Annotated in this window: 19 protein-coding genes, 1 tRNA gene and 1 pseudogene; 8 read left to right on the plus strand and 13 right to left on the minus strand. The window is 73.1% G+C overall.

Annotated elements, in window-relative coordinates; all coding sequences use genetic code 11:
* Positions 1-72: 72 nt before the first annotated feature.
* Positions 73-681, minus strand: coding sequence for a DUF3159 domain-containing protein (locus ACLJOK_RS04110; RefSeq protein ID WP_410819253.1), 609 nt, complete (start codon positions 679-681; stop codon positions 73-75).
* Positions 682-911: 230 nt separating this feature from the next.
* Here ACLJOK_RS04110 and ACLJOK_RS04115 point away from each other — a divergent pair, with 230 nt between their 5' ends.
* Both ACLJOK_RS04115 and ACLJOK_RS04120 read left to right on the plus strand, forming a co-directional pair.
* Positions 912-1,799, plus strand: coding sequence for a phosphatase PAP2 family protein (locus ACLJOK_RS04115; RefSeq protein ID WP_410816205.1), 888 nt, complete (start codon positions 912-914; stop codon positions 1,797-1,799).
* 8 nt (positions 1,800-1,807) lie between these two features.
* Entirely contained in the window at positions 1,808-2,476 is a 669-nt protein-coding gene (locus ACLJOK_RS04120) for a maleylpyruvate isomerase N-terminal domain-containing protein (protein WP_410816207.1), read from the plus strand.
* Positions 2,477-2,541: 65 nt separating this feature from the next.
* On the opposite strand, the gene ACLJOK_RS04125 is transcribed toward ACLJOK_RS04120, so the two are convergent.
* Both ACLJOK_RS04125 and ACLJOK_RS04130 read right to left on the minus strand, forming a co-directional pair.
* Complete coding sequence (locus ACLJOK_RS04125) at positions 2,542-3,405, minus strand: DUF1028 domain-containing protein (RefSeq protein WP_410816209.1); 864 nt, start codon at positions 3,403-3,405, stop codon at positions 2,542-2,544.
* 47 nt (positions 3,406-3,452) lie between these two features.
* Positions 3,453-4,673 carry a low temperature requirement protein A gene (locus ACLJOK_RS04130; RefSeq protein ID WP_410816210.1) on the minus strand — a complete coding sequence of 407 codons (1,221 nt, stop codon included), beginning with the start codon at positions 4,671-4,673 and terminating at the stop codon, positions 3,453-3,455.
* A gap of 154 nt (positions 4,674-4,827) precedes the next feature.
* Here ACLJOK_RS04130 and ACLJOK_RS04135 point away from each other — a divergent pair, with 154 nt between their 5' ends.
* Both ACLJOK_RS04135 and ACLJOK_RS04140 read left to right on the plus strand, forming a co-directional pair.
* Positions 4,828-5,811: an LLM class F420-dependent oxidoreductase gene (locus ACLJOK_RS04135; protein ID WP_410819255.1), complete on the plus strand. Its 984-nt coding sequence runs from the start codon at positions 4,828-4,830 to the stop codon at positions 5,809-5,811.
* A complete protein-coding gene (locus ACLJOK_RS04140; RefSeq protein WP_410816212.1) occupies positions 5,808-6,599 on the plus strand; it encodes an SDR family oxidoreductase in 792 nt (263 codons plus the stop codon). The genes ACLJOK_RS04135 and ACLJOK_RS04140 overlap by 4 nt, the downstream gene beginning before the upstream one ends.
* A 4-nt stretch (positions 6,600-6,603) precedes the next feature.
* Here the strand turns inward: ACLJOK_RS04140 and ACLJOK_RS04145 are convergent, their stop codons facing one another.
* The 6 genes from ACLJOK_RS04145 to ACLJOK_RS04170 form a co-directional block, all read right to left on the minus strand.
* On the minus strand, positions 6,604-6,768 hold the full coding sequence (locus ACLJOK_RS04145; RefSeq protein ID WP_410816214.1) for a hypothetical protein: 165 nt from the start codon (positions 6,766-6,768) through the stop codon (positions 6,604-6,606).
* Positions 6,769-6,935: 167 nt separating this feature from the next.
* The gene (locus ACLJOK_RS04150; RefSeq protein WP_410816215.1) at positions 6,936-9,293 is read right to left on the minus strand and encodes a DUF3488 and transglutaminase-like domain-containing protein; all 2,358 of its coding nucleotides are present in this window, start codon (positions 9,291-9,293) and stop codon (positions 6,936-6,938) included.
* Positions 9,287-10,468, minus strand: a complete 1,182-nt coding sequence (locus ACLJOK_RS04155; protein ID WP_410816216.1) for a DUF58 domain-containing protein — start codon at positions 10,466-10,468, stop codon at positions 9,287-9,289. Before ACLJOK_RS04155 ends, ACLJOK_RS04150 begins: the two co-directional genes overlap by 7 nt.
* 14 nt (positions 10,469-10,482) lie before the next feature.
* Positions 10,483-11,478, minus strand: a complete 996-nt coding sequence (locus ACLJOK_RS04160; protein WP_112583044.1) for an AAA family ATPase — start codon at positions 11,476-11,478, stop codon at positions 10,483-10,485.
* Between the two features lie 27 nt (positions 11,479-11,505).
* Positions 11,506-14,130: a fibronectin type III domain-containing protein gene (locus tag ACLJOK_RS04165; RefSeq protein ID WP_410816217.1), complete on the minus strand. Its 2,625-nt coding sequence runs from the start codon at positions 14,128-14,130 to the stop codon at positions 11,506-11,508.
* A 193-nt stretch (positions 14,131-14,323) separates the two neighbouring features.
* On the minus strand, positions 14,324-17,092 hold the full coding sequence (locus ACLJOK_RS04170) for a tetratricopeptide repeat protein (RefSeq protein WP_410816219.1): 2,769 nt from the start codon (positions 17,090-17,092) through the stop codon (positions 14,324-14,326).
* Positions 17,093-17,325: 233 nt separating this feature from the next.
* Between ACLJOK_RS04170 and ACLJOK_RS04175 the strand changes: the two genes are divergently transcribed.
* The 3 genes and pseudogenes from ACLJOK_RS04175 to ACLJOK_RS04185 form a co-directional block, all read left to right on the plus strand.
* Positions 17,326-17,409, plus strand: a tRNA-Leu gene (locus ACLJOK_RS04175).
* Between the two features lie 430 nt (positions 17,410-17,839).
* Complete coding sequence (locus ACLJOK_RS04180; RefSeq protein WP_410816220.1) at positions 17,840-17,998, plus strand: hypothetical protein; 159 nt, start codon at positions 17,840-17,842, stop codon at positions 17,996-17,998.
* A gap of 139 nt (positions 17,999-18,137) precedes the next feature.
* Positions 18,138-18,433 (plus strand): annotated as a pseudogene (locus ACLJOK_RS04185) (VOC family protein); the annotation flags it as partial.
* Between the two features lie 176 nt (positions 18,434-18,609).
* Here the strand turns inward: ACLJOK_RS04185 and ACLJOK_RS04190 are convergent.
* Positions 18,610-19,551 carry an AraC family transcriptional regulator gene (locus tag ACLJOK_RS04190; RefSeq protein ID WP_410816222.1) on the minus strand — a complete coding sequence of 314 codons (942 nt, stop codon included), beginning with the start codon at positions 19,549-19,551 and terminating at the stop codon, positions 18,610-18,612.
* A 128-nt stretch (positions 19,552-19,679) separates the two neighbouring features.
* Here ACLJOK_RS04190 and ACLJOK_RS04195 point away from each other — a divergent pair, with 128 nt between their 5' ends.
* Positions 19,680-20,045, plus strand: coding sequence for a nuclear transport factor 2 family protein (locus ACLJOK_RS04195; RefSeq protein ID WP_410816223.1), 366 nt, complete (start codon positions 19,680-19,682; stop codon positions 20,043-20,045).
* Between the two features lie 311 nt (positions 20,046-20,356).
* Here ACLJOK_RS04195 and ACLJOK_RS04200 read toward each other — a convergent pair whose 3' ends face one another.
* The 3 genes from ACLJOK_RS04200 to ACLJOK_RS04210 all read right to left on the minus strand — a co-directional run bounded on the left by ACLJOK_RS04200 (position 20,357) and on the right by ACLJOK_RS04210 (position 23,824).
* Positions 20,357-23,080, minus strand: coding sequence for an ATP-binding protein (locus ACLJOK_RS04200; protein WP_410816224.1), 2,724 nt, complete (start codon positions 23,078-23,080; stop codon positions 20,357-20,359).
* 106 nt (positions 23,081-23,186) lie between these two features.
* Complete coding sequence (locus tag ACLJOK_RS04205) at positions 23,187-23,459, minus strand: hypothetical protein (protein WP_410816225.1); 273 nt, start codon at positions 23,457-23,459, stop codon at positions 23,187-23,189.
* Positions 23,456-23,824: a VOC family protein gene (locus ACLJOK_RS04210; RefSeq protein ID WP_410816226.1), complete on the minus strand. Its 369-nt coding sequence runs from the start codon at positions 23,822-23,824 to the stop codon at positions 23,456-23,458. Before ACLJOK_RS04210 ends, ACLJOK_RS04205 begins: the two co-directional genes overlap by 4 nt.
* Between the last annotated feature and the right edge of the window lie 15 nt (positions 23,825-23,839).

Below are 23,839 nucleotides of genomic sequence, written 5' to 3' on the forward strand. Positions count from 1 at the left end.
CTCCCCCCGTGGCGGCCTCTCCACTTTTTTGCTCCGAGCCCGGCCGCCTTTCCACCCCGGGCCCGGCCGGTTTCAGCGAGGCCGCGCGACCGGGTGCCGCAGCCCCGGGTGCCCGGCCGGCAGCGAACGCCGCAGCACCACCCAGCTCAGCGCCAGCGCCGCCGCGACCAGCGGCCAGGTCAGCGCCACCCGGGCCACCACCAGCGCGAGCACCTGGCCGCTCAGGTAGAGCGGCACGAACACGGCCAGCCGCAGCAGGTAGGTCGCCGTCCACACCCAACTGGCCCGGCCGTACCCGCGCAGCAGCGCCGGGTCGCGCCGCCACCCGGCCCGCTGACCCAGCACCGCGCCGACCAGCACACCCAGCAGCGGCCACCGCACCACGATGCTGACCGTCCACGCCAGAGCGCTCGCGGCGTTGGACAGGACCTGGATCAGAAAGAAGTTCTCGGCCCGGCCGGTGCGCACCGCGATCAACGCCGCGACGCAGACGGCCAGCAGCCCGATCAGCACCGAGCGCGGCCGGTCACCCCGACGCAGCCGTACGCCGGCCACCACCGCGCCCACGGCCAGCGCGGCACCGACCCCGCCCCACAGCGACTCGCCGCCCAGAAGCCAGCCCGCCGCGAACGCCAACGGCGGCAGGGTGGCGTCGATGGCACCGCCTCGTCCGCCCAGCAGATCCGTCAGCGACTCGGCCCGTACCGGCCCGCCCGGGTCGGTGTCGGCGCCGGTCGGCGCCGGCCCTGCCGACGCCGAGTCGTCGCCTTCACGCTGCTCGGGACCGGGTTCGTCACTGCCGCTGTCGCGCTCCGGTGTTCCGCTCACCACCGCCTCCTCGCCTCCGGCACAACCTAACCGGCGATCGGCGGCGGGCCACCGGTCGGACCGCCGACACCTGCCGCTACGGTGTGCGGATGCGCGCGACGGCACGGGGTTGGACCGCGGTCTGGTTGGTCGTACTGGCCCTCGTCCAGGCGGCTGCCTTCCTCGCCGTGTGGCGGGTGGCCGTGCACCTCGAGATCGGTCAGTGGGTGGACACTGTCGCCCTCACCGGTAACCGGATCGGGCAGGACACCATCGACGGTCCGGTCGACAAGATCCTCAACGCGATGTCGGTGGTCTCGTTGCTGGCCGCCACCGCGATGATCGGGTTCATCGCGCTGATCCGGGGGCGCATCGCCCTGGCGATCACCGCGACCCTGCTGATCGCCGGAGCGAACGTCACCACGCAGCTGCTCAAGTACGGGCTGAACCGGCCCGACTTCGGTGTCGACCCGGAACGCGCCGCGGTGGGCAACAGCCTCCCGAGCGGGCACGCCACGGTGGCCGCCTCGGTGGCGGTCGCGCTGATGCTCGTGCTGCCGCGCAAGGTGCGGGCCGTCGGTGCCTTCATCGGTGCCGGCTACGCCGCCGTCGCCGGGGTCGCCACCCTCTCCGCCGGGTGGCACCGGCCCAGCGACGCCGTCGCCGCGTACCTCGTGGTGGGTGTGTGGGCGGCGTTGGCCGGGCTGCTGCTGCTGGTCACCCAGCGGGAGCAGGCCGAGATCGCCCCCGGCGACGCGCACCGGGTCGCGGCGCTGGTGCTCGGGCTCGGCGGAGTGCTCGCCCTGGTGGCCTGCGGGCTCTCCCTGTCCTGGCTGCTCGACCTGCGCGACACCGGGCCGGAGGAGTTGGCCCGCCGCCCCCTGTTCGTCGGGTACGCGGGCAGCGCCGCCGGGATCGCCGGCACGATGGCGGTGGTGATGGCCTTGGCGCTCACCGTCGTGCACCGGCTGGTGCCCCGGGTCAAGGGCTGAGCCGCCCGGTGGAACCGGTGCGGGCGGCGTTCTCCGCCGAGTGCGCGCGGTTCACCGAGATCCTGGCCGAGCTGACCGACGATGATCTCAGCCGGCCCACCGACTGCCCTCCGTGGAATGTCCGGTACCTGATCGCGCACACCCGCACCGGGGTCGGCCGACTGACCGACATGCTCGCCGCGCCCGCCCCGCCCCGCGCCGAGGTGGACGCCGCCGGCTACTTCGGCGCGGCGAAGTTCACCGCCGAGGTCGACGCCGACCGGATCGCCGGCGGCCAGCGGGAGGCGCTACAGGTGGACCGGACGGCGTTAGCGACCGAGTTCGACCGGGCCTGGCGCGCCACCGAGGCGGCGGTCGCCGCCGCGCCGCCCGACCGGGTGGTACGAACCCGGCACGGCGACGCGATGCGCCTCGGCGAGTTCCTGCGGACCCGGGTGGTCGAGGTGGGTGTGCACGGGTTGGATCTGGCCACCGCGCTGGGCCGGCCCCCGTGGCTCACCCCACCGGCGGCCGAGGTCATCGCCGAGCTGCTCACCGGTGGACGACCGGCACCGGCCGGGTTGAGCGGGGACCGGCTGACAGTGATCCGCAAGGCCACCGGGCGGGCGGTGCTGACCGCCCCGGAACGGGCCGCGATCGCCGCCGCCGGCTTCCGTTGGCTCGCCTTCGGCCGCTGACCCCGGGTCATGCGGAACCGCGGCCGTTCGGGCGCTGCCGGCCCCTTGCTGCTGGCGCCGACCGGTCAGCTCGCGGCGCGGGGAGCGGGGACGTGCGGGGCGACACCGCGCAGGTGCGTCAGCACTACCGGGTCGATCCTCCCCGGCACCAGCCGCTCCTCCAGGTTCTCCAACCCGGCCCAGGAGATCAACGCCGCTTCCGTGCCGGCCTCGTGCACCGGATGGCCCAGCGCGCTGAGCAACGCCGCCACCTCGGCGGCGACCGCGCCGCTCAGGTCGAGCAATGTGGCCGGGTCGGGCCGGCCGAACAGCATGGTGTGCACAGTGAGCAGGCGACCCAGCTCGGCGACCGGGTCGGGGTGGTCGTCCACGCGCAGGTCCACCATGACGTCGCTGGTGCCGCCGTACCCGCCGCCGCGCTCGACCACCAGCAGGCCGGCGCTCTGCCGGCCACGCCGGTCGCCGCCGGCCTCGTCACCGGCCCGCAGCGCGGCGACCAGCCGCTCGGCGAACGGCAGCGCCGCTCCCGCCAGCCAGGCCTCGCCGAGGGCGTCGACGACCTCCGGGCCGGTGAGCACGTTGCCCTGCGCGGCCCAGCCGTCGCCGGTCCGCCCGCCGGCCCACTGATGGCAGGCCGGCCCGGTCCAACTGGCCCCCGAGCCGGTGGCCCCCACGACGCCGAGCTGGCGGTGCTCCCGCTCCGGGTCGGCGGCGATCAGCCCGGCTACCACGTCTGCGGCGGCCACCCCGGTGCGCAGCAGAGTGAGACCCTGCGGGCGGTAAGCGAGGTTGACGTGCGCCTGGGTGGCCAGCGCGCCCACCTCGGCGGCGGCGGCCGGCACCAACGCCCCGGCGGCGAGGAACTTGCTGGCGACGGCCACGCCGTGCAGGCGGCCGTCGGCGGAGCGGGCGACGAGCGAGAAGGTCACCGGCCGAGAGTAACCGTCCCCGCCGACGCGACATCAACGCGCGAGGCTCAGAACGGTGGGGTGGCGGCCTCCGGTGGGGCACCGTGGGCGCGGCGGGCGTCGGCCACCGCGACCGCGCCCAGCACCAGCACCCCGACCGCGGTCGCGATCACACCGGGCAGGTACAGCAGCGGCACCGACGACGCCACCAGCACCGTGACGGCGATCCCCCGGGACGGGGAGATCCGCCCGAACACCTCGTACTCCAGGCGGGCCCGGCCGGCCAGGAACAGGGCCGGTCCACCGAGCACCAAGGCCAGCCACGGCCCCGGGATCCGCTCCAGCGGATGATTGATGATCAGCTCGTAGCCGATCGCGGTGGCGGCGAGACCGATCACCATCAGCAGGTGGGTGTCCGCCGCCGAGCGGCCGATGGTGGCGGGGTGGCGGGCCTTCATGACCGCCTCGCCCAGGATCCGCCCGGCCCGCTGCACGTAGATGCGCCACAGCATGATCGAGGTGGCCAGCGCCAGCGCGAACGCCCACACGTGCCCCGACTCGAACGGGCCCGCGCTGTACGCGAAACCCGCCACCAGGATCGTCTCGCCCAGCGCGACGAGGAAGAACTGCTGGTACCGCTCGGCCAGGTGTTCCCCGGCGATCTCCCACTTCGAGATCGTCGAACGACCCAGGCCGGGCACCGGCCAGCCACAGCGGGCGGCCAGGTACTCGATCGCCAGCGCCGCCGACCAGAGCAGCACCTGCGCGTTGGTGCTCATCATCGCGCCGCTGATCCAGAGCACCCCGGTGACGGCGAAGATCACCGCCATCCGCACCTTCAACCGGCGGTACGGGTGCGGCCCGAGCGCGATCGACAGGATCACCGGCCGGGTCACCTGGGCGATGACGTACGCCACCGCGAACATCAGCGCGGTGTCGCTGAACGCCCGGGGGATCGCCACCCCCATCAGCATGCTGCACACCAACGCGGTGATCACCACGGTCTGCAACGGCACCCGGTACGGGTCGTACCGGCTGGTCGTCCACGCGGTGCCCTGCCAGACCGCCCAGAGCGCCAGCAACAACAGCAGTGTCTTGCCGCCGCCGGTGACCGTCCCCCAGCCGTGCTCCCGGCCCGGTTCCCGGGTCAGATCCTCGAACGCGCGCGCCGAGATCCGGGTGAGCGCGAAGACGAACACCAGGTCGAAGAAGAGTTCCAGGAACGTCGCCCGGCCGGGCGTGGCCGCCGCCGGGACCGGCTCCAGGTGTCCCGCTGCCCTGGAACCCATGGTCAGCGGCCTGCGCCGTCGGTCCGGTTCACCTCGAAGTGGTAGCACTTTCCACAGGTGCGCACGGCCGGAAACCGGCGATTCTGCCCAACCCGGGGATCTTGCTCGGGCAGGCGTCAACGGGCACGATCGACCGGTGACGAATCGATGGGGCATGACGGTGCCGCTGGGCGGGATCGCGCTGGCGCAGCACGACGCGGCCTACGCGGCCCTCGACCGGGCCGGGTTCACCGACGTCTGGTCGTCCGAGGTCGCCGGGACCGACGCGTTCACCCCGCTGGCGCTCGCCGCGGCCTGGCAACCCGGCCTGCGGCTCGGCACCGCGATCACACCGGTCTTCACCCGGGGCCCCGGCCTGCTGGCGATGAGCGCGGCGGCGCTTGCCGAGGCCGCGCCGGGCCGGTTCTCGCTCGGCATCGGCGCGTCCTCACCCGTGCTGGTTCGGGACTGGAACGCGGTGCCGTTCGACGAGCCGTTCCGCCGCACCCGCGACGTGCTGCGTTTCCTGCGCGCCGCACTGGCCGGCGAGACCGTCGACGAGGCCTACGACACGTTCACCGTCCGCCGGTTCACGCTGGAACGGCCGCCCGCGGTGCCGCCACCGATCCTGCTCGCCGCGCTGCGCCCGGGGATGCTCCGGCTGGCCGGTGCGGAAGCCGACGGGGTCATCCTCAACTGGCTCAGCGCCGACGACGTGCCGCGCGCCCTCGCCGAGCTGGGCGAGCGCCCCGCCGGCTTCGAGGTCGCCGCCCGGATCTTCGTCTGCCCCACCGAGGACGCCGCGTACGCCCGGGCGCTGGGCCGCCGGCTCATCACCAGCTACCTCACAGTTCCGGCGTACGCCGAGTTCCACCGCTGGCTCGGCCGCGACGAGACGCTCGCGCCCATGTGGGAGGCCTGGGCCGCCGGTGACCGGCGTGGTGCCGGCGCGGCCGTGCCCGACGAGGTGGTCGACGCGCTGGTGCTGCACGGCTCACCGGAACGGTGCCACGCCGAGGTGCGCGGCTACGCCGACAACGGTGTGGACGTACCGATCATCGCGCTGCTGCCCACCCCCGAGGTCACCGCCGGCGGCGCGACAGCGCTGCTCAGCCTCATCGCCCGGTTGGGCACCAACTCCGTGGAGGCGTCCGCGTGAACCTCACCGACCGGATCGTGGTGGTAACCGGCGGGGCCGGCGGCATCGGCGCGGCGCTGTCACGCCGGTTCGCCGCCGAGGGAGCCGCCGCCGTGGTGGTCGCCGACCTGGACGCCGACGCGGCCCGCGCGGTGGCCGAGGGCATCGGACCGCTCGCGCACGCCCGCGCCCTCGACGTCACCGACGAGGAGCAGGTCCGCTCGCTGGTCGCCGACACCGAGCAGCGGTACGGCCGGATCGACCTGTTCTGCGCCAACGCGGGGGTGACCACCGGCGGGGGAGTGGAGGTCGACGACGCCGGCTGGGACCGCTCCTGGCGGGTCAACGTGCTCGCCCACGTCTACTCGGCCCGCGCGGTGCTGCCCGGAATGCTCGCCCGGGGCGGCGGGCACCTGCTGCACACCTGCTCCGCGGCCGGTGTGCTGACAGCTGTGGGCGACGCCGCGTACACAGCGACGAAGCACGCCTCGGTGGGGTTCGCGGAGTGGCTGGCCATCACCTACCGGGACCGGGGCATCCGGGTCAGCGCGCTCTGCCCGCAGGGGGTGGACACCCCGATGCTCGCCGACGGGCTCGCCGACGGTCACCTCGGCGCCCGGGTGGTCGCCGCGTCCGGTGCGGTGCTCACCCCGGACCAGGTCGCCGACGCGGCCGTCGCCGGGCTGGCCGAGGAACGCTTCCTGATCCTGCCGCACCCCGAGGTCGCCGACTACGCGCGCCGCCGCGCCGAGGACCCGGACGGCTGGCAGGCCGGCATGCGCAAACTCATCCGCCGGCTGACCGCCTGACCCGCTATCGCAGCGGAACGCGTCCGACGGCCAGGAGATGGGAGCTGGCACTGATCAGCGCCGGCTCGCTGCTGTAGAGCCGGGCGAGGTCCAACGCCGCAGCGAAGACCGCGTGCCGCGTCGGTCCGTTCGCCGCCGCCTCCGCCGCCGTCCAGGCCGGGCCCTCCACTCCGTGTACGACGACATCGGTCAGCCCGGCGGCCGCGTACTCGTCGGTGATCTCCTCGACCCGGTGGAAGTAGGCGTGGGTGAAACCGATCCGCGGCTCGTTGACGGCCGTCGGTGATCAAGAGGTTTGCGTCAGAAGTGGACCCTCGATCGACGCAAAGCTCTTGATCAACGCGGGGAGCGGCGGGCGCGGCGCAGGGGAGTGGGGTGCACGGACCAGAGCAGGCGGCGCCACCAGGGGCGCGCGGAGCGCAGGGTGGCCACGTAGGCGGTGGCCACCTCGGCGGCGCGAGCCGCCTGGTCGGGCGTCGCGGCGCCGGGGGCGAAGCCCACCTGATTGAGCAGGGCCGCCAGCTCGTCGACCGCCGGGCTGGACGCGTCCGCCGCCGCCGTGCCGCTGGCGGGCGCGACGGCGCCCGGGTCGGCGGTCGTGTCGCCGCCGGCCGTGCCCGCTCGGGCGTCGGCGAGGGTCTGGCGGGCGTACCGGGCCACCTCGGTGGCGGCCAGGTCGTCCCCGACCGGTCTGCCGGCCAGCCGGAGCGCGTCGGTGACCTCCCGCCAAGCGCCGGCGATGCGCTGGCCGGGGTCGCCCCCTACGAGTCGGCTGCGGGTGAGGGAACGGCGCATCGCCAACAGGGTGAGCAGGAGTGCCCCCACCACCAGCAGCAGACCGCCGCTGCCGCCGGCGACCAGCACCGGTGTGGAGACCCCGTCCGGGCCGGGCGGGGCGTCGGGCGCGGCTGCCGGCTCCGGTGAGGCGCTCGGCTCCGCGGTCGGTGCCGGTGCCTCCGACGGCGGCGGGTCCTCCGGCGTCGGGCGGAAATCCTCCTCCACCGGTCTCGGCTCGTCGTTGGGGCGGGGCAGCGGGTCGAACGCCACCCAACCCAGCCCGTCGAAGAGCACCTCCGGCCAGGCGTACGCGTCACCCGCCAGCACCGGCCCCTGCCCGCTGGTCCGGAAGCCCACCACCACCCGCGTCGGTAGCCCGGAGAGCCGGCCGAGGACCGCGAAGGCCGCCGCGAACTGCTCCGAGGTGCCCTCCTGCCCGCCGCCGTTGCGGGGCCCGAACAGGAAGAACCCCAGATTCGGGTACGCGTGCCCGCTCGGGGCGTCCGCCACCACCCGGTAGTGCTCGGCCAGGAACTGCTCGATCGCCGACGCCCGCGCGAACGGCGCGCCGTTCTCCTCCGCGAGTTGGGTGGCCAGCCGGCGCATCGGGTCGGGCACCCCGTCCGCGACCCGCAGCACCCGGGCCACCTCCTCGCCGGCGGGCACGTTCGCGCTGGCCAAGAGGTTGTTGTCCGGGCGTTCCTCGGCGGAGGTCACCGAGTACCGCAGCCCCGGCGTCAGCCCCTCCGGCCGGATCAGCGTCCCGCTCGCCGGGTCGTACGCCACCCGCGCCCCACTAACCTCCCGGGGTGTCGCCACCGCGGGCAGCAGCCGGCCGCTCAACTCGGCCACGCTGATCTGCTGCCGGACCGTCTGCACAGTGCTGTCCCGGGCCGCGGTCGCGGCCGGCAGGATCCGACCGGCGTTGCGGTACGTCGCGCCGACGCGCCAGGTCACGCCGTCGTAGTCGCTGAGCACCGCCAACCGGATCCGCACACTGCGCGCGGTGTCCGTCGCCGGGTCAGCCTCGGGCGGGGCGTCGGCGGGCGGTGCGTCGGGGCGTTGCGTGCTCACGTCGAGGAGCTTCTGCTCCGGGTGCAACGCCCAGCCGGAGATCCGGATCAACGGGTTCTCGTCGAGCGTCTGCACCTGCGGTGGCTCCACGTAGCGGCGCGGGTCCACCGGCCGGCCGTCGACCTGCTCCGCGACGACCGGGCCGAGCAACGCCACCAACCCGACCACCACTGCCACCCCGAGCGCCGCGCTGGCGGCCAGCCGCAGCCGCACCGCCGCGCGTACCCCGGGGGTCAGCTCGGCGGTCGGATCGCCGCCGCCCGGCGCGGTCCGGGTGGGGGTCGCCAGGCCGAGGGCCGCGACCGCGACGAACACCACTGTCGATCCCAGGGCCGGTTCGGCGTTCGGGCCGACCACGTAGAGGGCGGCGGCGTAGAGCCCCGCCGCCGGCAGGTAACCCAGCAGCACCCGGCCGGTGCGCAGCGCCACCTCCGCGCCGGTCAGCCCGGCCAGCCAGGCGGCGACGACCGGCACCAGCACAGTGTCCGGGGTCGGCTCCACCGGGATCATCGCGGTGAGCAGCCGGGGGATGCCGTTGCGGGCGGCGTCCGCGGTGACCTCCAGCAGGCCGCCCGGCAACTCCGCGCGGGTGGCGGCCAGCCGCAGCGACCACAGTGTCCAGCCGGCCATCGCGGCCACCGACACCGGCGCCACCAGCCAGGACGGCAGCCGCCGGGCGGCCACGCTGACCAGCACCGAACCCGTCGCCGCGCCGACGACCAGCCAGGTCAGCAGGCCACCGGCGTACACCCGGCCGAGCACCACCCCGGCGAGCGCCGTCAGCCCGATCAGCGCCAGCGGGAGGACCGCCGCGCGCAGCACCCGCAGGGCGCCCGTCACCACCGGCGTACCCCGTCCCACTCGGCGGCGAACTGCGCGCCGTCGGCCGCGTCGACGACCACCAGGCCGGCGGTGCCCGGCGGCGTCGGCTCGGCCGCGCCGAACACCCCGACCAGCACCGACGGGTACGCGCCGCGCAGCGCCCCGACGTGCCCCAGCTCGTCCCGGCCACCCGGCCCGGTCAGGAAGATCAACGTGTCGCCGAGCCGGTCCTGCCGCAGCCGGGTGGTGGCTGCCCGCACCGCGTCACCGTCGTCGGACAGGTCGGCGGCGGCGAGCCGGTCCAGCGGCCCGAGCGCGCCGTCGGCCTCACCGTCGGGCGTCGTGACGGGCGCCGGCTCCGCCGGCTCCGCGGCGGCCAACAGCAACAGCACCGGCAGGTCGGCGCGGTGCGCGGCGGTGACGATCGACGCCGCCGCCTCACAGGCCGACTCGAACGACTCCGCCACCCCGCCGATCCGCTGCGGGTGCGCGGCGGCGCGGTTGTCCAGCAGGACGACCAGGCGCGGCAGGCTGGTGTCCACGTTCTCCCGCACCATCAGCTCACCCACGCGGGCGCTGGTGCGCCAGTGCACCCGGCGCAGCTCGTCGCCGACCACGTACTCCCGCAGCGAGTCGAACGTGATCGACCCGTGCGGGACCCCGTCCACCCGGCCGTCGAGGCTGCGCCCCGAGCCTCGGGGCACCGCCGTCAACGGGTGGATGCGGGGGTGCACCCAGACCGGCACCGCCGCTCCGTACGGGCGGGCCAGCGCCACCAAACCCAGCGGGTCGCGCCGGGTCACCCGCAGCGGACCGACCGGCACCACCCCACGACGGTCAGTCGGCACGTCGTAGCGGACCTCGGTGTCCCGGCCGGGCCGCAGGCGCAGCACGGGCACCGGCACGGTCCGCTCCCCGCACCGGTCCTCGGCCAGCAGGTTCGCCGAGCGCAGCCGCCCGGTGTTGCGCACTGTCACCGTCATGCTCGCCGGCTCGCCGCGCGCCACCCGGTCCGGGTCCGCGCGTCGGGTCACCGTCAGCCGGGGCCGCCAGGCCGCGACCAGCGCGGCGTAGCCGACGGCCGCGCCGGCTGCCGCGCCGAGCAGCGTCAACTCGGGGTACGCGAACCGGAAACCCACCCCCAGCAGCACCACGGCGGCGACGAGCAGCCCGACTCCACGGGCGGTGATCCCCATCGCGCTGCTGCCGGTCAGCCCTGCACCGGAGCGGGTTGCCCCGACGGCAGCGGCACCGGCACCGAGGCGACGGCCTGGCGCAGCACCTCCGCGGGGGTCATCCCGCGCACCTGGGCGTCCGGGGTGAGCAGCAGCCGGTGGGCGAACACCGCCTCGACGAGCGCCTTCAGATCCTCCGGCATGATCCAGCCACGCCCGTCGATCAGCGCGTACGCGCACGCCGCGCGGGTCAACGCGATCACGCCCCGGGGGCTGACCCCGACGCGCACCTGCGGGTGGGTGCGGGTGGCCGCTGCCAACCGGACCGCGTACGCGTAGAGCGGCTCGGCGATGTGCACCCGGCGGGCCATCCGGACCATCTCGCCGACGGTGGCGGTGTCGGTGACTGGGGCGAGCGCCTCGGGGGACCGCACTGTCGCGCCGCGCAGCACCTCGACCTCGACGGCCTCGTCCGGGTACCCGACGGACAGCTTCACCAGGAAACGGTCCAACTGCGCCTCGGGCAGCCGGTAGGTGCCGTCCATCTCCACCGGGTTCTGGGTGGCGACCACCAGGAACGGCGACGGCACCGGGTGCCGGACCCCGTCCACGGTGACCGTGCGTTCCTCCATCACCTCCAACAGCGCCGACTGGGTCTTCGGCGACGCCCGGTTGATCTCGTCGGCGATGACGATGTTGGCGAAGACCGGCCCCGGATGGAACTCGAAGTCCCGGGTCGCCTGGTTGAAGATCGTCACACCGGACACGTCCGAGGGGAGCAGATCGGGCGTGAACTGGATGCGCCGCCACTCACCCTTCACAGTGGCGGCGATGGCCCGGGCCAGGGTCGTCTTACCGACCCCGGGCACGTCCTCCAGCAACACGTGACCCTGGGCGAAGAGCGCGGTCAGCGCCAGCCGCACCACCTGCGGCTTGCCGAGCACCACCGCGTTGACGTTCTCGGCCAGCCGGGCGGCCAGGGCGGCGAAACCCTGCACCTCCGGCTGGGTGAGCGGCTCGTGGGTGTTCACGGTCGGTGGTGCTCCTCGCCTGGTGTTTCAGCAGGTGGGCAGGACGTTGATGGTGTCGCCGCCCTCCAGGTTGAGCCAGGCCCAGGGGATGTAGTTCTTCCCCTCGTAGCTGACCTGCACCCACCAGGTGCTGCGCTTCTCGTTGTTGTAGATGTAGGCGTAGACCTCTTCGCCCGACTTCTTGCAGTACGCCTGTAGCCGGCTGCCAGGCTTTGCCCAACCCACCTGCTTGTCGTTGTCCTGCCGGGCGACCGAGAAGATCTCGTTGCCGTTGCGGCCTTCCCGGTCCCGGTCACAGTAGGTCGACTCGGGCCCGGACGCGCCGTTGCGGCAGGTCGCGATCCCGTACAGCGGCTGCGTCTTCTGGGCCCGCGTCGCGGTGCCCTTACCGGCGGCGTTGCTTGCCGTCACCGTGAACGTGTAGTTGGTGCCCGGCGTCAGGCCGGTCATCGTGATGCTGGAGCACGCGCCGGCCTTGGCCGGTTCGCCCGTCGTGGTCAACGTGCAGGTGGCCTGACCGCCACCGGCGTCCACTGTGAACGTGACAGTCGCCCCGGTGGCCGTCGACGACGCGCCGGTCACCGTGACCCGTGGCTCGGCCACAGTGCGGGCGGTGGCGGTGGCCTCCGGGCCCGGCCCCGCCTCGTTGACCGCCTTCACCTTCACCGTGACGTTCTGGCCGTTGCCCAGCCCGGTGACTGTCGTGCGGGTGTCGGTCACCTCGCTGACCCGCCCGCCGACGTCCACCAGGTACTTCGTCACCGGCCTACCGTTGGCCTCGGCCGGCGCCCACTGCACCGTCACCGCGCCCGGCTGGTTGGCGACCGTGCCGGCGCGCAGGTCGAGCGGCCGACCGGGCGCCGCGAAGGGCACCACAGTGTTGCTGACCGGGGACGCCGCCGACCCGGCGCCCTTGCTGTTGACCGCCACGACCGTGAACGCGTACTGGGTGCCGAACTCCAGCTCACCGGCGGGCACCACCAGCTCCGTCTTTGTCGACTCGCCGGCCGGCGCGTTCGTTCCCGCCGAACTGGCCGTCACCGCGTACCTCGCGATGGTGTTGCCCTGCCCGTTCGCCGCCGGCCACTTGACGAGGACAGTGCCGTCCGGCCGCTCCTGGGCGGTGACGCTCGCCGGCGGGTCGGGCACCGCCGCGGTCGGCGTCACCGGGTTGCTGTTGCGCGGCGGGCCGTCGCCCTTGGCGTTGACGGCGTGCACCGCGAACCGGTACGTCTCGCCGTTGGTCAGACCCTTGACCTCCACCGCCCGCTGGTTCGCGCCCACCTCCAGGCGCTGCCCGGCGCCCTGCACCACGTACTTGATGATCTCGGCGCCGTTGGCGGCGGCCGGGCGCCAGCTCACCCGCGCCTGGGCGTTGCCGGCGGCGGCGGTGACGCTGCGCGGCGCGCTCGGCTTACCCACCCGCGGCTTCTTCGGCGGAGGCGGCGGCGGGGGGACCGGCGGGGGGTCGCCGCCGAGCACGTCATTGGCGTACTTGTTGACCTCGCGCACCTGGTGCTTGTCGTCCACCACCCGGGCGGTCGCCGAGTCGGGGGAGTTGATGAACAGGTGGTTCTCCCGGACCTCCAGCTCCAGCGGCCCGTTGGCCCGCCCGCGGATGGTCTCGACCAGCTGACCCGCCGCGTCGAAGGAGTAGATGGTGCCGGTGGCCTCGTCGGCGCAGTAGAACCGGTTCGCCCAGGCCACCGCCGGGCTGAGCCGACCCCCCTCACCCGGCACGGTGAACCCGCTCTCCTGCCCACCGTCACCCACCAGCAGCACCCGCCGGTCGGCCGTCACGGTGATTGGCACCCGTGGACCGCTGGTGCGCGCGGGAAGCGCCGCCGGGCCGGACAGCGTCAGTGGCGTCGGATGCACTTCGCCGTGCTGCACCCGCACCAGCTTCCCGGCCGTCCGGTCGAGCACCGCCACCCCGTCGTCCAGGGTGGAGATCACCAGCTCGTGACTGGCGTCGGCGACGTCGTACGACTCGACCCGCTGCGGGCTGAGCCCGGCACCTGCGGGCGCGGCCGACGCCGGCGCGGACGGCAGCTTGGCGGCGGTGATCGCCGAGACGGTGCCCTCGCTGGGCACCGCGATCCAGAGTCGACCCTTGCCGTCGAAGGTGCCGCCGGTGATGCCCGGCGGATAGCGCACCGGCTCGCCGACCGGGGTGAGCGATCGCGGGTCGAGCTGCCGGACGATGCCCTGCACGGCGTCGACGACGAACGCCGCGTCCTCGTGCAGGGCCACACTCACGCCCAGGCCGGGGGTGGTCCGGGTGGTCGCGCTGAGTTGAAGGGTGGCCAGGTCCAGGGAGCTGACCTGCCCGGTCTGCAGGTCCCGCAGGATCAGCAGCCGGTCGGTCTGGGTGATCTGCATCGGATGCTGCCGGGCGCCGGGGATCTCGGTGCGGGTGTCCACCCGGGCGGTGACCCCGTTGACCCGGGCCAGCTCGCTGCGCGCCGTGCTCCACAGCCAGGAACTCGCGTCGTAGTTGGCCACCGCGTTGTCCGCCGCGCCCAACCCGAGGGCGGTCAGCCCCATGGCGGCCAGCAGCGCGGCCACCGTGCCGACGGTTACCAGCCCGCCGCGCAGCCGGGACCGGGAGCGGGGGGCCTCGGTCTGTACGGCGTCGTCGATGCTGGCCACAGCCGGCTGCCTCCCCTGAGTCGTGGCAGGTGGCGCGCCTTCCGGCGACCCCTCCCCTGAGCCGGGTGCCATCATATGGCGCTGGTGGTGGCGGGGGAACCCGCACGGTCACCCCTGTGGATACCGAGCGTGTGCGTTGTGGACGTCCAGCTCAGCCCGGATTCCGCTCCACTCGGCGCGGTTTCGGCTCGACTCAGCGCGGCGACGGTCGGCCCGACGGCTCCCCACTCGACGTGGCTTTACGCTCCCGCGCGGTGCAAACCTGCCCGGAAGTCGCAAAGCTGTCAGTGGAGTAGACCGCCAACACGGTGAAACAGTGATCCACTCGGGAGTTCAACCCGTTGACCGTGTAGCTGGTCCGGCCTGGGTCCACGGTGGCCATCACGCCCAGGGCCTGCCCGGCTCTGCCCGCGGCCACCATGAACGGCACCGCGCCGCCGGTCGGGTCCGTCCAGGTCAACGTGATCGTGGTCGAGTCGTCGCGCAGCTTCAGGTCGCCCGGCGGAAGTCCGACCGCCGTCGGTGCCGCGGCCGTCGGCGCGGTCCCGGTCGGCGGCGGGTCGTCGCGGGTCAGCACCACCGCACCCAGGCCCGCCACCGCCGCGACGGCCACCCCGGCCGCCACGACCGCGCCGATCAGCACCGCCCGGTTGCGGCCCGTCGAGCCACCCTCATCGGCGTACGCCGGCCGGTACGCCTCCGGCGCCGGGTGGTACTGCTGGCCCGGGTACGGCGCCTGGTGCTGGTCCTGGGCCGGGTACGGCTGGTGGTGGTACTGCTGGGCCGGTGGCGGCGCGGCTGGCAGTGCCAGCGCCGTGTCGGCGCCGACGGCCGGTGACCAGGCCGGCTGCGCGACGGGGCTCGGCTGCGCGGCGATGGGGCTTGCCTGAGCGATGCTCGGGTGTACCGGGGCGGCCGCGGGATGCGTCTGCGCGGCAGTGTGGCTGAATTGGGCGGCGGTGGGGTTCGCCTGCGCGACCGTCGGGGTGGGCTGGGCGGTGGCGGACCAGCCCAGACTGGCCTCGATCCCAACCGGGCCGCCTTGCGCCGGAACGGACGGCAACACCACGGTCTCGTCGGACAGCGCGCTACGGGCTCGCTGAGTCGGCACCACCGGGGCGTCGAGGATGCCCAGCCCGGAGTCACCGTCCGCACCGGGGCCACCCGCGTCCATCATGGTCTGCCCAGTGGCTGTGTTCTGCCCGGCGGACGTGTTCTGCCCAGCGGTGACGGCCTGCGCGGCCGTAGTAGTCGGCGTAGGCGTCGTGGTCTGGCCGGGGGAGTCGGCACCTGAAGTTGGCAGGGGCTGCGGTGGGGCGCTGCTGCTCCAGGGCGGTGCGGTCAACCCCCACGGTGGCACGGGTGGTGCGCTCACCGGAGGCGCGGAGACGGGTGGTCCATAGGGCGGCCCGGAGACAGGCGGCCCGAAACCGGGCGGAGAGGACACCGGGTAGGTGTGGCCGGGTGGTCCGGACACGGGTTGGCCGTAGCCGGGTGGTGCGGACACGGGTTGGCCGTAGCCGGGTGGTGCGGACACGGGTTGGCCGTAGCCGGGTGGTGCGGACACCGGGTAGGTGTGCCCAGGTGGTGCGGACACCGGCTGGGCGTAGCCGGGTGGTGCAGAGACCGGGTACGGCTGCGCCGGTGGCCCCGAGACCGGGTACGGCTGGCTGGGGGGCGCGGAGATCGGATGCGGGGTCACCGGCGGTGCGCTGATGGGCTGGGCCGGTGGTTCGCTAACCGGGTACGCCGGCCCTGGATGGTCAACGGCCGGGAGGGGCCTGCCAGGTGATGTCGCCTCGGCACCGGACACGTTGTGCGATTCGCCTGAGGCGGTTGGTCGGGCGGCGGACCGGGCGGCCTCCTCGGCTAGCAGTGGCTCGATCTGCCGTACCCGGATCGTGGGGTCGTCCCAGCGAGGTGCCGGCACCGCCGGTGTCGACGCCGGGGCGGTCGACGCCGGCGCGGTTGGGGTTGACGAGGGTGGCACGTCGGCCACCGGAGGGGTCGCCTGGTCAGCCAGTCGTTGACGTGGTGCCACGGTTGGTCCGGTCGGCGATCGGTGTGGTGATCGCTGCGCGGGCGGCGTCGTCGACGGGCCCTCGACCCCCGGCCGGGGCCTCGGGCCGACCGCTGGCCGGGACGGGCCGCCTGGTTGCTCGTCGGCGCGCTGACGGGGCGGCGTCGCGGGTCTGGGTGCGGCCGTTGGCGGGCCGGGCTGCGCCGGCGCGACCGAGGAAGCTGTCGGCTGAACGGGCGTGGCCCGGAGGGCTGGAACCGGTGCTGCGGTGGCGTTGCTGGACGACGTGGGTGCGCGTACCGCTGAAGGGGTTGGTGGGGGCGCGGCCGGCGGTTGCGGCGGCGCCCACTGTGAGACGGCGGGCGGCGTGCCACCGGCGGAGGGCCGCATCGCGGCGAGGGTCGCCAGCGACAGGGTCGGGCCGGACAGCGCCGACCGGGCACCCGACTCGGTCACCGGGGCGCCCGGGGCCGGACCGGACGTCGGCGCGAGGTGCTGCTCGCCCGGCGCCGTGGGGGGTGGGCCCAGGTAGTCGCGGGCTGCGCGTACCGCCGGATGGTTCTCCCCGAGCGCGGCGGGCCCGGCGGTGGCGACGCGGGTGTAGTTGCGGCGGGCCTCGTGCCGGTTGCCGAGTTCCTCCGCCACCTCGGCGAGTTCGAAGGCGAGCGCGAGCATCAGCGGGTCGGAGTGCTCCCAGCGCCGCTCGCCCGCCGCGAACGCCTCCTCCAGCACCCGGCGCGCGGCGAGCGGGTCGTCCCCCTCCCGGTGCAGCCGTGCCAGCACATGCGCGGTGTGCAGCACCTCGGGATGGTCGTCACCGTAGGGCGGGGGAGCGTGTTCGACGGCCTCCGCGAGCAGGTGCCGGGCGGCGCTGAGGTCGCCCGCGGCGCGCAGGGCGAGGGCTCGGTGCTGGGCGGCTGCCAGGGGGGAGGGATGGGACACGTGGCAATGCTGCCGTCACAAGGCCACCGGACGCTACCCGGACACGCCCCGACGGTGTGTCGGTGCGGCCGTTTTGAGGCAGCTTGAGCAGCGGCGGAAGCGCTTGGGGAGAGGCGCCGGAAGGCAATGTGCATGATCCACGAGTGGCGTGTACAGTAACTCCCCGTGCGGCCCGCCGCGCCGACCACCGGATGGAAAAATCATCTGGTCGGCGAGGTAGGCTGAACGTGCAGGTCCGGGTGGCGGAATGGCAGACGCGCTAGCTTGAGGTGCTAGTACCCGTATAGGGTGTGGGGGTTCAAGTCCCCCCTCGGACACATTATTTCCCCACGAAGCGTGATTCCTCTTCGCGTTTCGAGCGATCCCCGTCCCGTTGGGCGGGGATTTTTGCTGTGCGGGGCAGGACGCTCGTCGGAGCGGTGAGCGGGAAGACCGCCGTGTCAGTTTCAATGGTCCAGGCGTCGTGGTCGCAGACGATGATCATGCCCGACCACGACGCGGCGACGCTGAACCGGCGGTACGCGCTTCCGATGCCGGGCTGGTCCGACCGCGCCGCCGTGGCGGAGTTGGCCGCCGCCGGCGCAGCGATCCTCGGGGACGACCCCGCTGCGGCGCGCGACCGCCGAGCGCATCTTCGACACGGAGCCCGCAGTCCAGATGGCCAACCAGATGGGCATGGTGTTCTCCAAGCTCGACTGTTAGCCGCGCTGGCGCGAGCGCCTGCGCGAACTCGCGATACCGGCGCTCGTGGTGCACGGTCGTCGCGACCCGTTCTTCCCGCTCGGCGACGGTGAGGCGCTCACGCGCAAGATTCCAGGCGCGCGGCTGCTCGTGCTCGATAAGGCCGCGACCGTGATCTCCGAGGCGGCCGCCGATGAGGTCGCCGCGGCGATGCTCGCGCTGTAGAGGTACATCGGCCAACTGCGGGAGGTCGGTCGAAGGCTCATCCAACTACCAATACCGCGTCCACGACGAACCGCTGGGAACCTTCCGACCCACCCCTCGACCCCGAAAACTCATTAACCACGCGCCCGGTTCAACGGGGTGGGTCGTCATTCGGCAGTCGGGCGCCCAGACCGGGACCAGACCGGGATCCTGCTCGCTCGCGCCGACGGAGAACACCAACGCGCCGCATGCGGTAACCAGGTAGCCGGCCGAGTCGGGTTCTTCTTCCGCGTCGACGACTTCGACGCCGCCTACCGGCAGATGGTCGACGCCGGTGTCACCTTCGTCCGGGAGCCGCGGACCGAGCCCTATGGCCGGGTCGCGGTCTTCCTCGACATCGCCGGCAACCGGTGGGACCTGCTTGGGTCACCTGACGTCGCCGCACTTGCGAGCTGAGGCGCCAAAGTCATCCATCCTGACCGGCCGCCGGTCGGGTGACTTTGCAATTGACGGCGCTTGAAGGTGTCTCGTAATGGCTGCGGCACAGCCGGGACGCACGAACCTCACGACGCGCCAGCTGGCGAGGGCCGCGGCCGCTCGGGTGGCGGAGGCCGCGGCGACGCGCGGAGCGTTCAGTGGCCGGCAGGATCGATGTCACCGGCAGCACGGGATGTCCGGTAGTCCCGAGGGGGCGCTCCCATCACCCGTTTGAAGGCGGTGCTGAAGGCGGCCTCCGAGCTGTAGCCCAACTCGGCGGCGACCGAGGAGACTGTCCGGTCGGACTTCAGCAGGATTTGCTTGGCCGTGTGCATGCGCAGGCTCAGCAGGTACCTACCGGGGCTCTCCCCGACGACCGCCTTGAATTTCTCCGCGAAACCCGAGCGTGACATTCGCGCCGTTCTCGCGAGCTCGTCGACGGACCAGGTGCGCGCGACGTCGTCGTGCATCATTGTCAGGGCCGCGTCCACCCCGGGATCGAGCAGCGCCGCCACATGCGCGCGTTCACCAGGAGGTCCAACGGCGCTGGCGGTCAGATGAGCGCGCAGCCCGTGCAGCAGGATGATGCGCGCCAGATGGTCGAGCATGAGCGTCTGTCCCGGCCGGGGGGCGGCCGTCTCGTACGTCAGGAGTTGAATCGTCGCCCGAAGCACGCCGGTAGGGTCCGCGTCGGCGGCGAGGTGTACGACCGAAGGAAGTGCGTTGAGCAGCAGTTCGCCGTTGGCGCGGTCGAAATGCAGGCGCCCGCCGACCAGGGTGGTGTCATGGCCGTTGCCGCAGTAGCCGAGGTCGTCGCCCGACGTCCAGATCTCCTCCGAACGCACGGCGGTGATCCCCGGAGTGCTGGCAAGCTGGTAATCCTGGCCACCGACCACCAGGTAGCAGTCGCCCTGCCGCAGGTGCAGCGGTGCCTTGACGGTCTCCACGGTGAGCCAACAGGCTCCGGAGATCACCACTCCGAACTTTACGTGCATCTGGCCGCGGAAGGCGATCGCCCACTCACCGCCGGCTCGCAGCTCTGCGCAGACGGCACCTTCGATGTTCGACAGGGCCAGCACATGGGACAGGGGATCCATTTCGACTCCGGGACGATCGCGAAACAATTCTGGCGCTTCTCGCACGCGTTTGGGGCAACCCTAGAAGCTAATCTTGGATCTGGCAAAGAACAACTCGAAGGGAATAGACGATGAGTGACGATGTTTGGGTGATCGGCGACAAGGCGTATGACGCCCTGATCCAAGGGTTCCAAACTGGTTCGTGGGAGGGCTTCTTCGACCTGTTTGACGATGAGGTGGACGTGATCCTCCCGGCCCCGCAGACCGGTCACTTCACCGGGGTCGAGGGGCGGGAGAAGCTGGTCGGGTTCTTCAGCGTGTTCACGCCCGGTGCCAGCCGGTTCGACAAGGTTGAGGTGATTTCCAGGACCGTCGCCGAGGATCGCGTCGTCTTCGAGGACTGGGCTCGGGGTGTCTTCTTCAACGAGCCGTACGCGGCCCGGCACTGCATTCACGTCATGGTCCGAAACGGCAAGGTCGTAGGCTTTCACGAATACAACCGACCGCTCGACTGAGCGCGGCCTATCGAGCGTGCGCCAACAGTAGTAGAGCGCGGATGGCCAACGCTGCGATCGTCCTCGTCTGCGATCTGCACGACCGGGCCCAGAATTAGATCGTGCTCGGCGGGTCGACCGCCCACACGGCCGTGGAACCATATCGACGGGCGTGTGGGCGGCAGTTCGGCGATGACGCCGAGTGCGGCGTCGATCGCGGAAGACTTCATCCCGGAATGCTCCTCGGGTTCCGCCTGACATAGACCCGTGCACGAATCGCGACTTTGTCGCGGTCGACCTTGCTATCGCATGTCCGCTTGCCCGGCCCGGGGTCAGCGGTCGCGCAGAGCCGCCGCCAACTCCCTGCGCGACCCGATGCCCAGCTTGGTGAAGACCTTGCGCAGGTGCCACTCGACCGTGCGCGGACTGAGGAACAGCGCGGCGCCGATCTCCGGGTTGGTCCGGCCCGCCACGGCGAGTCGCGCGATCTGCGCCTCTTGTGGAGTGAGCTCGACAGGTGTGCCAACCGTCCGCTTGCGGACGGTCTCGCCGGTGGCCAGAAGCTCCCGGCCCGCCCGCTCGGCGAATGCCTCCGCACCCATCGTGGCGAACGCCCCGTGAGCGGCGCGCAACTGGGTCCGGGCATCGGCGCGGCGGTTCTCCCGGCGCAGCCACTCGCCGTACAGCAGTCGGGCCCGGGCTAGTTGCAGATTGAGCTGGCCGGGGGTCAGCCGCTCGATCGCCTCGCGGTACCGGTCCTCGGCCTGCCTGGACGGTCCTGCCAGGGCGTCGGCGAGGGCCCCGACGCCGAGTGCCCAGTTGGTGCCGGCGGCACTGACCCGCTGCGCAAGGCGCTCGCGGGCCTCGCCGGCCACGTCGGCATTCCCGACTCGTACGGCGGCCTCGACCAGCTCGCCGAGCGTCCAGTTGAAGACGGCGAGATCTTCGTACTCGGTAGCCTGACGCGCGGCTTCCAGCGCGCCCGGATACTGGCAGAGCCCGTTGGACAGCACCGCCCTGGCGTAGCCGGCCAGGCCGAGCAGGCGACCCTCACCACGTGCCTCGGCGTCCTTGATGGTCGCGTCGATCAGCTCCATCGCGGGCAACTCCCGGCCCCGGTGTGCGGCCAGGGTGAGCGACGCGGACGGATGCGGCGCCATCCCGGTGGCCTGGCCGAGGGCATCGGCCTCGTCGAGCAGGTCGGACGCGTCGGCGAAGCGCCCGGCGAACACCAGGGCTCCCGCGCGGAAGGTCAAGGCCGTGGGGAGCAGCGACAGCGCTCCGGTGGTACGGGAGATGCGGACCGCCTGTTCGGTGAGCCGATACCAGGCCGCGTCGTCCCACACCTCGTGCGCGACCGGCCCGGCCAGCCAGAGCAGGTGCAGATTCTCGTCCGCCGTCATGGTTCCGAGGGCCCGACGGAGATGCGGCACGGCGGGCGCGTACCCCTCCAGGGCCCACGCCGTGAGGCCGGTCAAGAACAGGCCCGTGGGCTCGTCGCCGGCCGGCACGCCGCGGGCGGCTTCTGCCGCCCGGCGCGGGTCACCGCCAGCGAGGCGGCCGGCGTGCACGGCGGCGCCCACCGCCGAGAGGTACGTCATCCGCGCCGCACGGAGATCGAGTTTTTCAAGGCGGCGAGCAGCCGCGAGCAGTGGTGGCCCGGCGGCCCTGCCGGGGTTGAGCGCGAAGGCGGCTTGCGCCCGCAGACGTTCCACCCCGGCCTGCTGCAACGGTTCGAGCGGACCTAACTCAGCTGCCGCCAGCAGATCCGGCACCTGATTCAGCTCCCCGGCCTCCAGTCGGGCCCGCGCGGCGCCCAACGCGCGGGCGGCACGCGGCTTCGGGTCCGGGGTCAGCTCGGCGGCGCGCTCAAGAAAGGACGCGGCGGCGGACCGGCCGCCCCGGGCGAGCGCCCTGCCGGCCGAACGCTCCAGTTCCCCGGCGACCTCCTCGTCCGGCCCGAGGGCGGCGTGCGCCCGGTGCCAGGCGCGGCGGTCGGGATCGTGCTCCGGGTCGGTCGCCTCGGCGAGCGCACTGTGCACCTCGCGCAGCTCGGCGGCCTCGGCCGACCGCCAGATGGCCGAACGCACCAGCGGGTGACGAAACCGGACCCGGGCCCCGAGCTCGACGAGCCCGGCGGCTTCGGCCGGCGCGGCGGCTTCGGGCCCGACCCGCAACCGATCGAGGGCGCGCCACAGCAAGGTCACGTCACCCACCGGCTCGACCGCCGCGGTGAGCAGGAGCCGGCGCGTGTTCGCCGGAAGCGCGGCGATGCGCCGTTGAAAGCCCTCTTCCATCCGGTTCACCAAGGGCGTCGCGGCCTGTCCGCCGAAGCCGAACGCCAGCTGCGCCGGCGTCAGGCCGCGCGGCAGTTCGAGCAGTGCGAGCGGGTTGCCGCGCGTCTCGGCGACGATCCGCTCACGGACCCGGTCGTCGACTGGCCCGGACAACACCGAGTCCAACAGCGCCCGCGCCTCCGCGGCCGGCAACCCGTCGACGCGTAGTTCCGGCAGGCTGGCGAGGATCTGTTCGTCCCCCGGGCTGCGGGAGGCGAAGACCAGCGCGATCGACTCCTCGTCCAGCCGGCGGGCGACGAAGGTGAGGATGACCTCCGACATCCGGTCCATCCACTGCACGTCGTCCACGATGCAGACCAGCGGCCGTTCCGACGCGGCCTCCGCGAGCAGACCGAGCACAGCGAGGCCGATGAGCAGCCCTTCCGGCGGATCGCCGGCGCTCAGCCCGAAGGCGGTGGCGAGGGCGAGCCGTTGCGGCTGTGGCAACGCGTCGAGGTGACCGAGCAGCGGTGCGCAGAGTTGCTGCAGCGCGGAGTAGGCGATCTCGGCCTCTGGCTCCACCCCGGCGGCCCGGGTCACCCGACCGGCCGAAGCGTTCTCGCTCAGGTAGTCCAGTAGTGCGCTCTTACCGGCACCCGCTTCGCCGCGGAGCACCAGCACCCGGCTGTGTCCGGCACGGACGTCGCGCAGCAGCCGGTCGAGCGTCTCTCGCTCGCGCCGCCGCCCCCGCAACGCGGAACTGTCGGTGTTACTCGTCACGTCACCCTCCCCGGCGGAGGGTACACCGAGTGAGATCACCAACCCCGCGTACGGCCTGCTCAGGGCTGCGGTCCCTCACGCGACACCGCGAGGGACCGGGCCGAAGTCAGGAGCCGAGGCCGGCGGCCCGCGCCATGTACTCGGCGTACCAGCTTGGCCAGTCCGGGGCCTCGTGACCGAGTTCCGCCTCGTGCCGGCCGTGCGCCACAGCGGCGTGGCGCAGGGCCTGTTCCACCTCGAGCACCGAGCCGTAGACAACGTGGGTGATACGTCCCGGGTGCCGCGCGGTGACCTCCTGGAGCACGAAGCCGTTGCCGTCCGGGTCGTTGAACGACGCGAACGAGCTGTACGAGCGCCGATCAGGCTGAGGGCCGGTCACCCGGTCGCGGGTGCCGGCGTGGTGGAACACGCCACCGGCGTCCCACGGGCGACCAACTCCGCCCGGGCGGCGACGACATCGCCCACCGAGAGATGTACTCCCTGCACCGATCCCGGCGCGGCGTCGGACACTCCCTCCCCGATGATCAGCGAGGTAGCCGAGCCGGGCGGGGTGAAGTGCACGACGCGGAAGCCGTCCGGGGCGATATAGTCCACGTCCTGCCGGAAACCGACCTTGTGGTAGAAATTCCTGGCCCGGTCTACCTCCGAGACCGGCAGGACGATGACCTCGAGCTTGAAATCCACGATCTCCACCCCTCCGCTGCGCAGGATGCCGTTCGACGTCCGGTCCTCACCGTCGCGCACCGGACTCAGGTGTCG

The sequence above is a fragment of the Micromonospora sp. 050-3 genome (genome assembly GCF_046549335.1).
Classification (GTDB): Bacteria; Actinomycetota; Actinomycetes; order Mycobacteriales; family Micromonosporaceae; genus Micromonospora; species Micromonospora trifolii.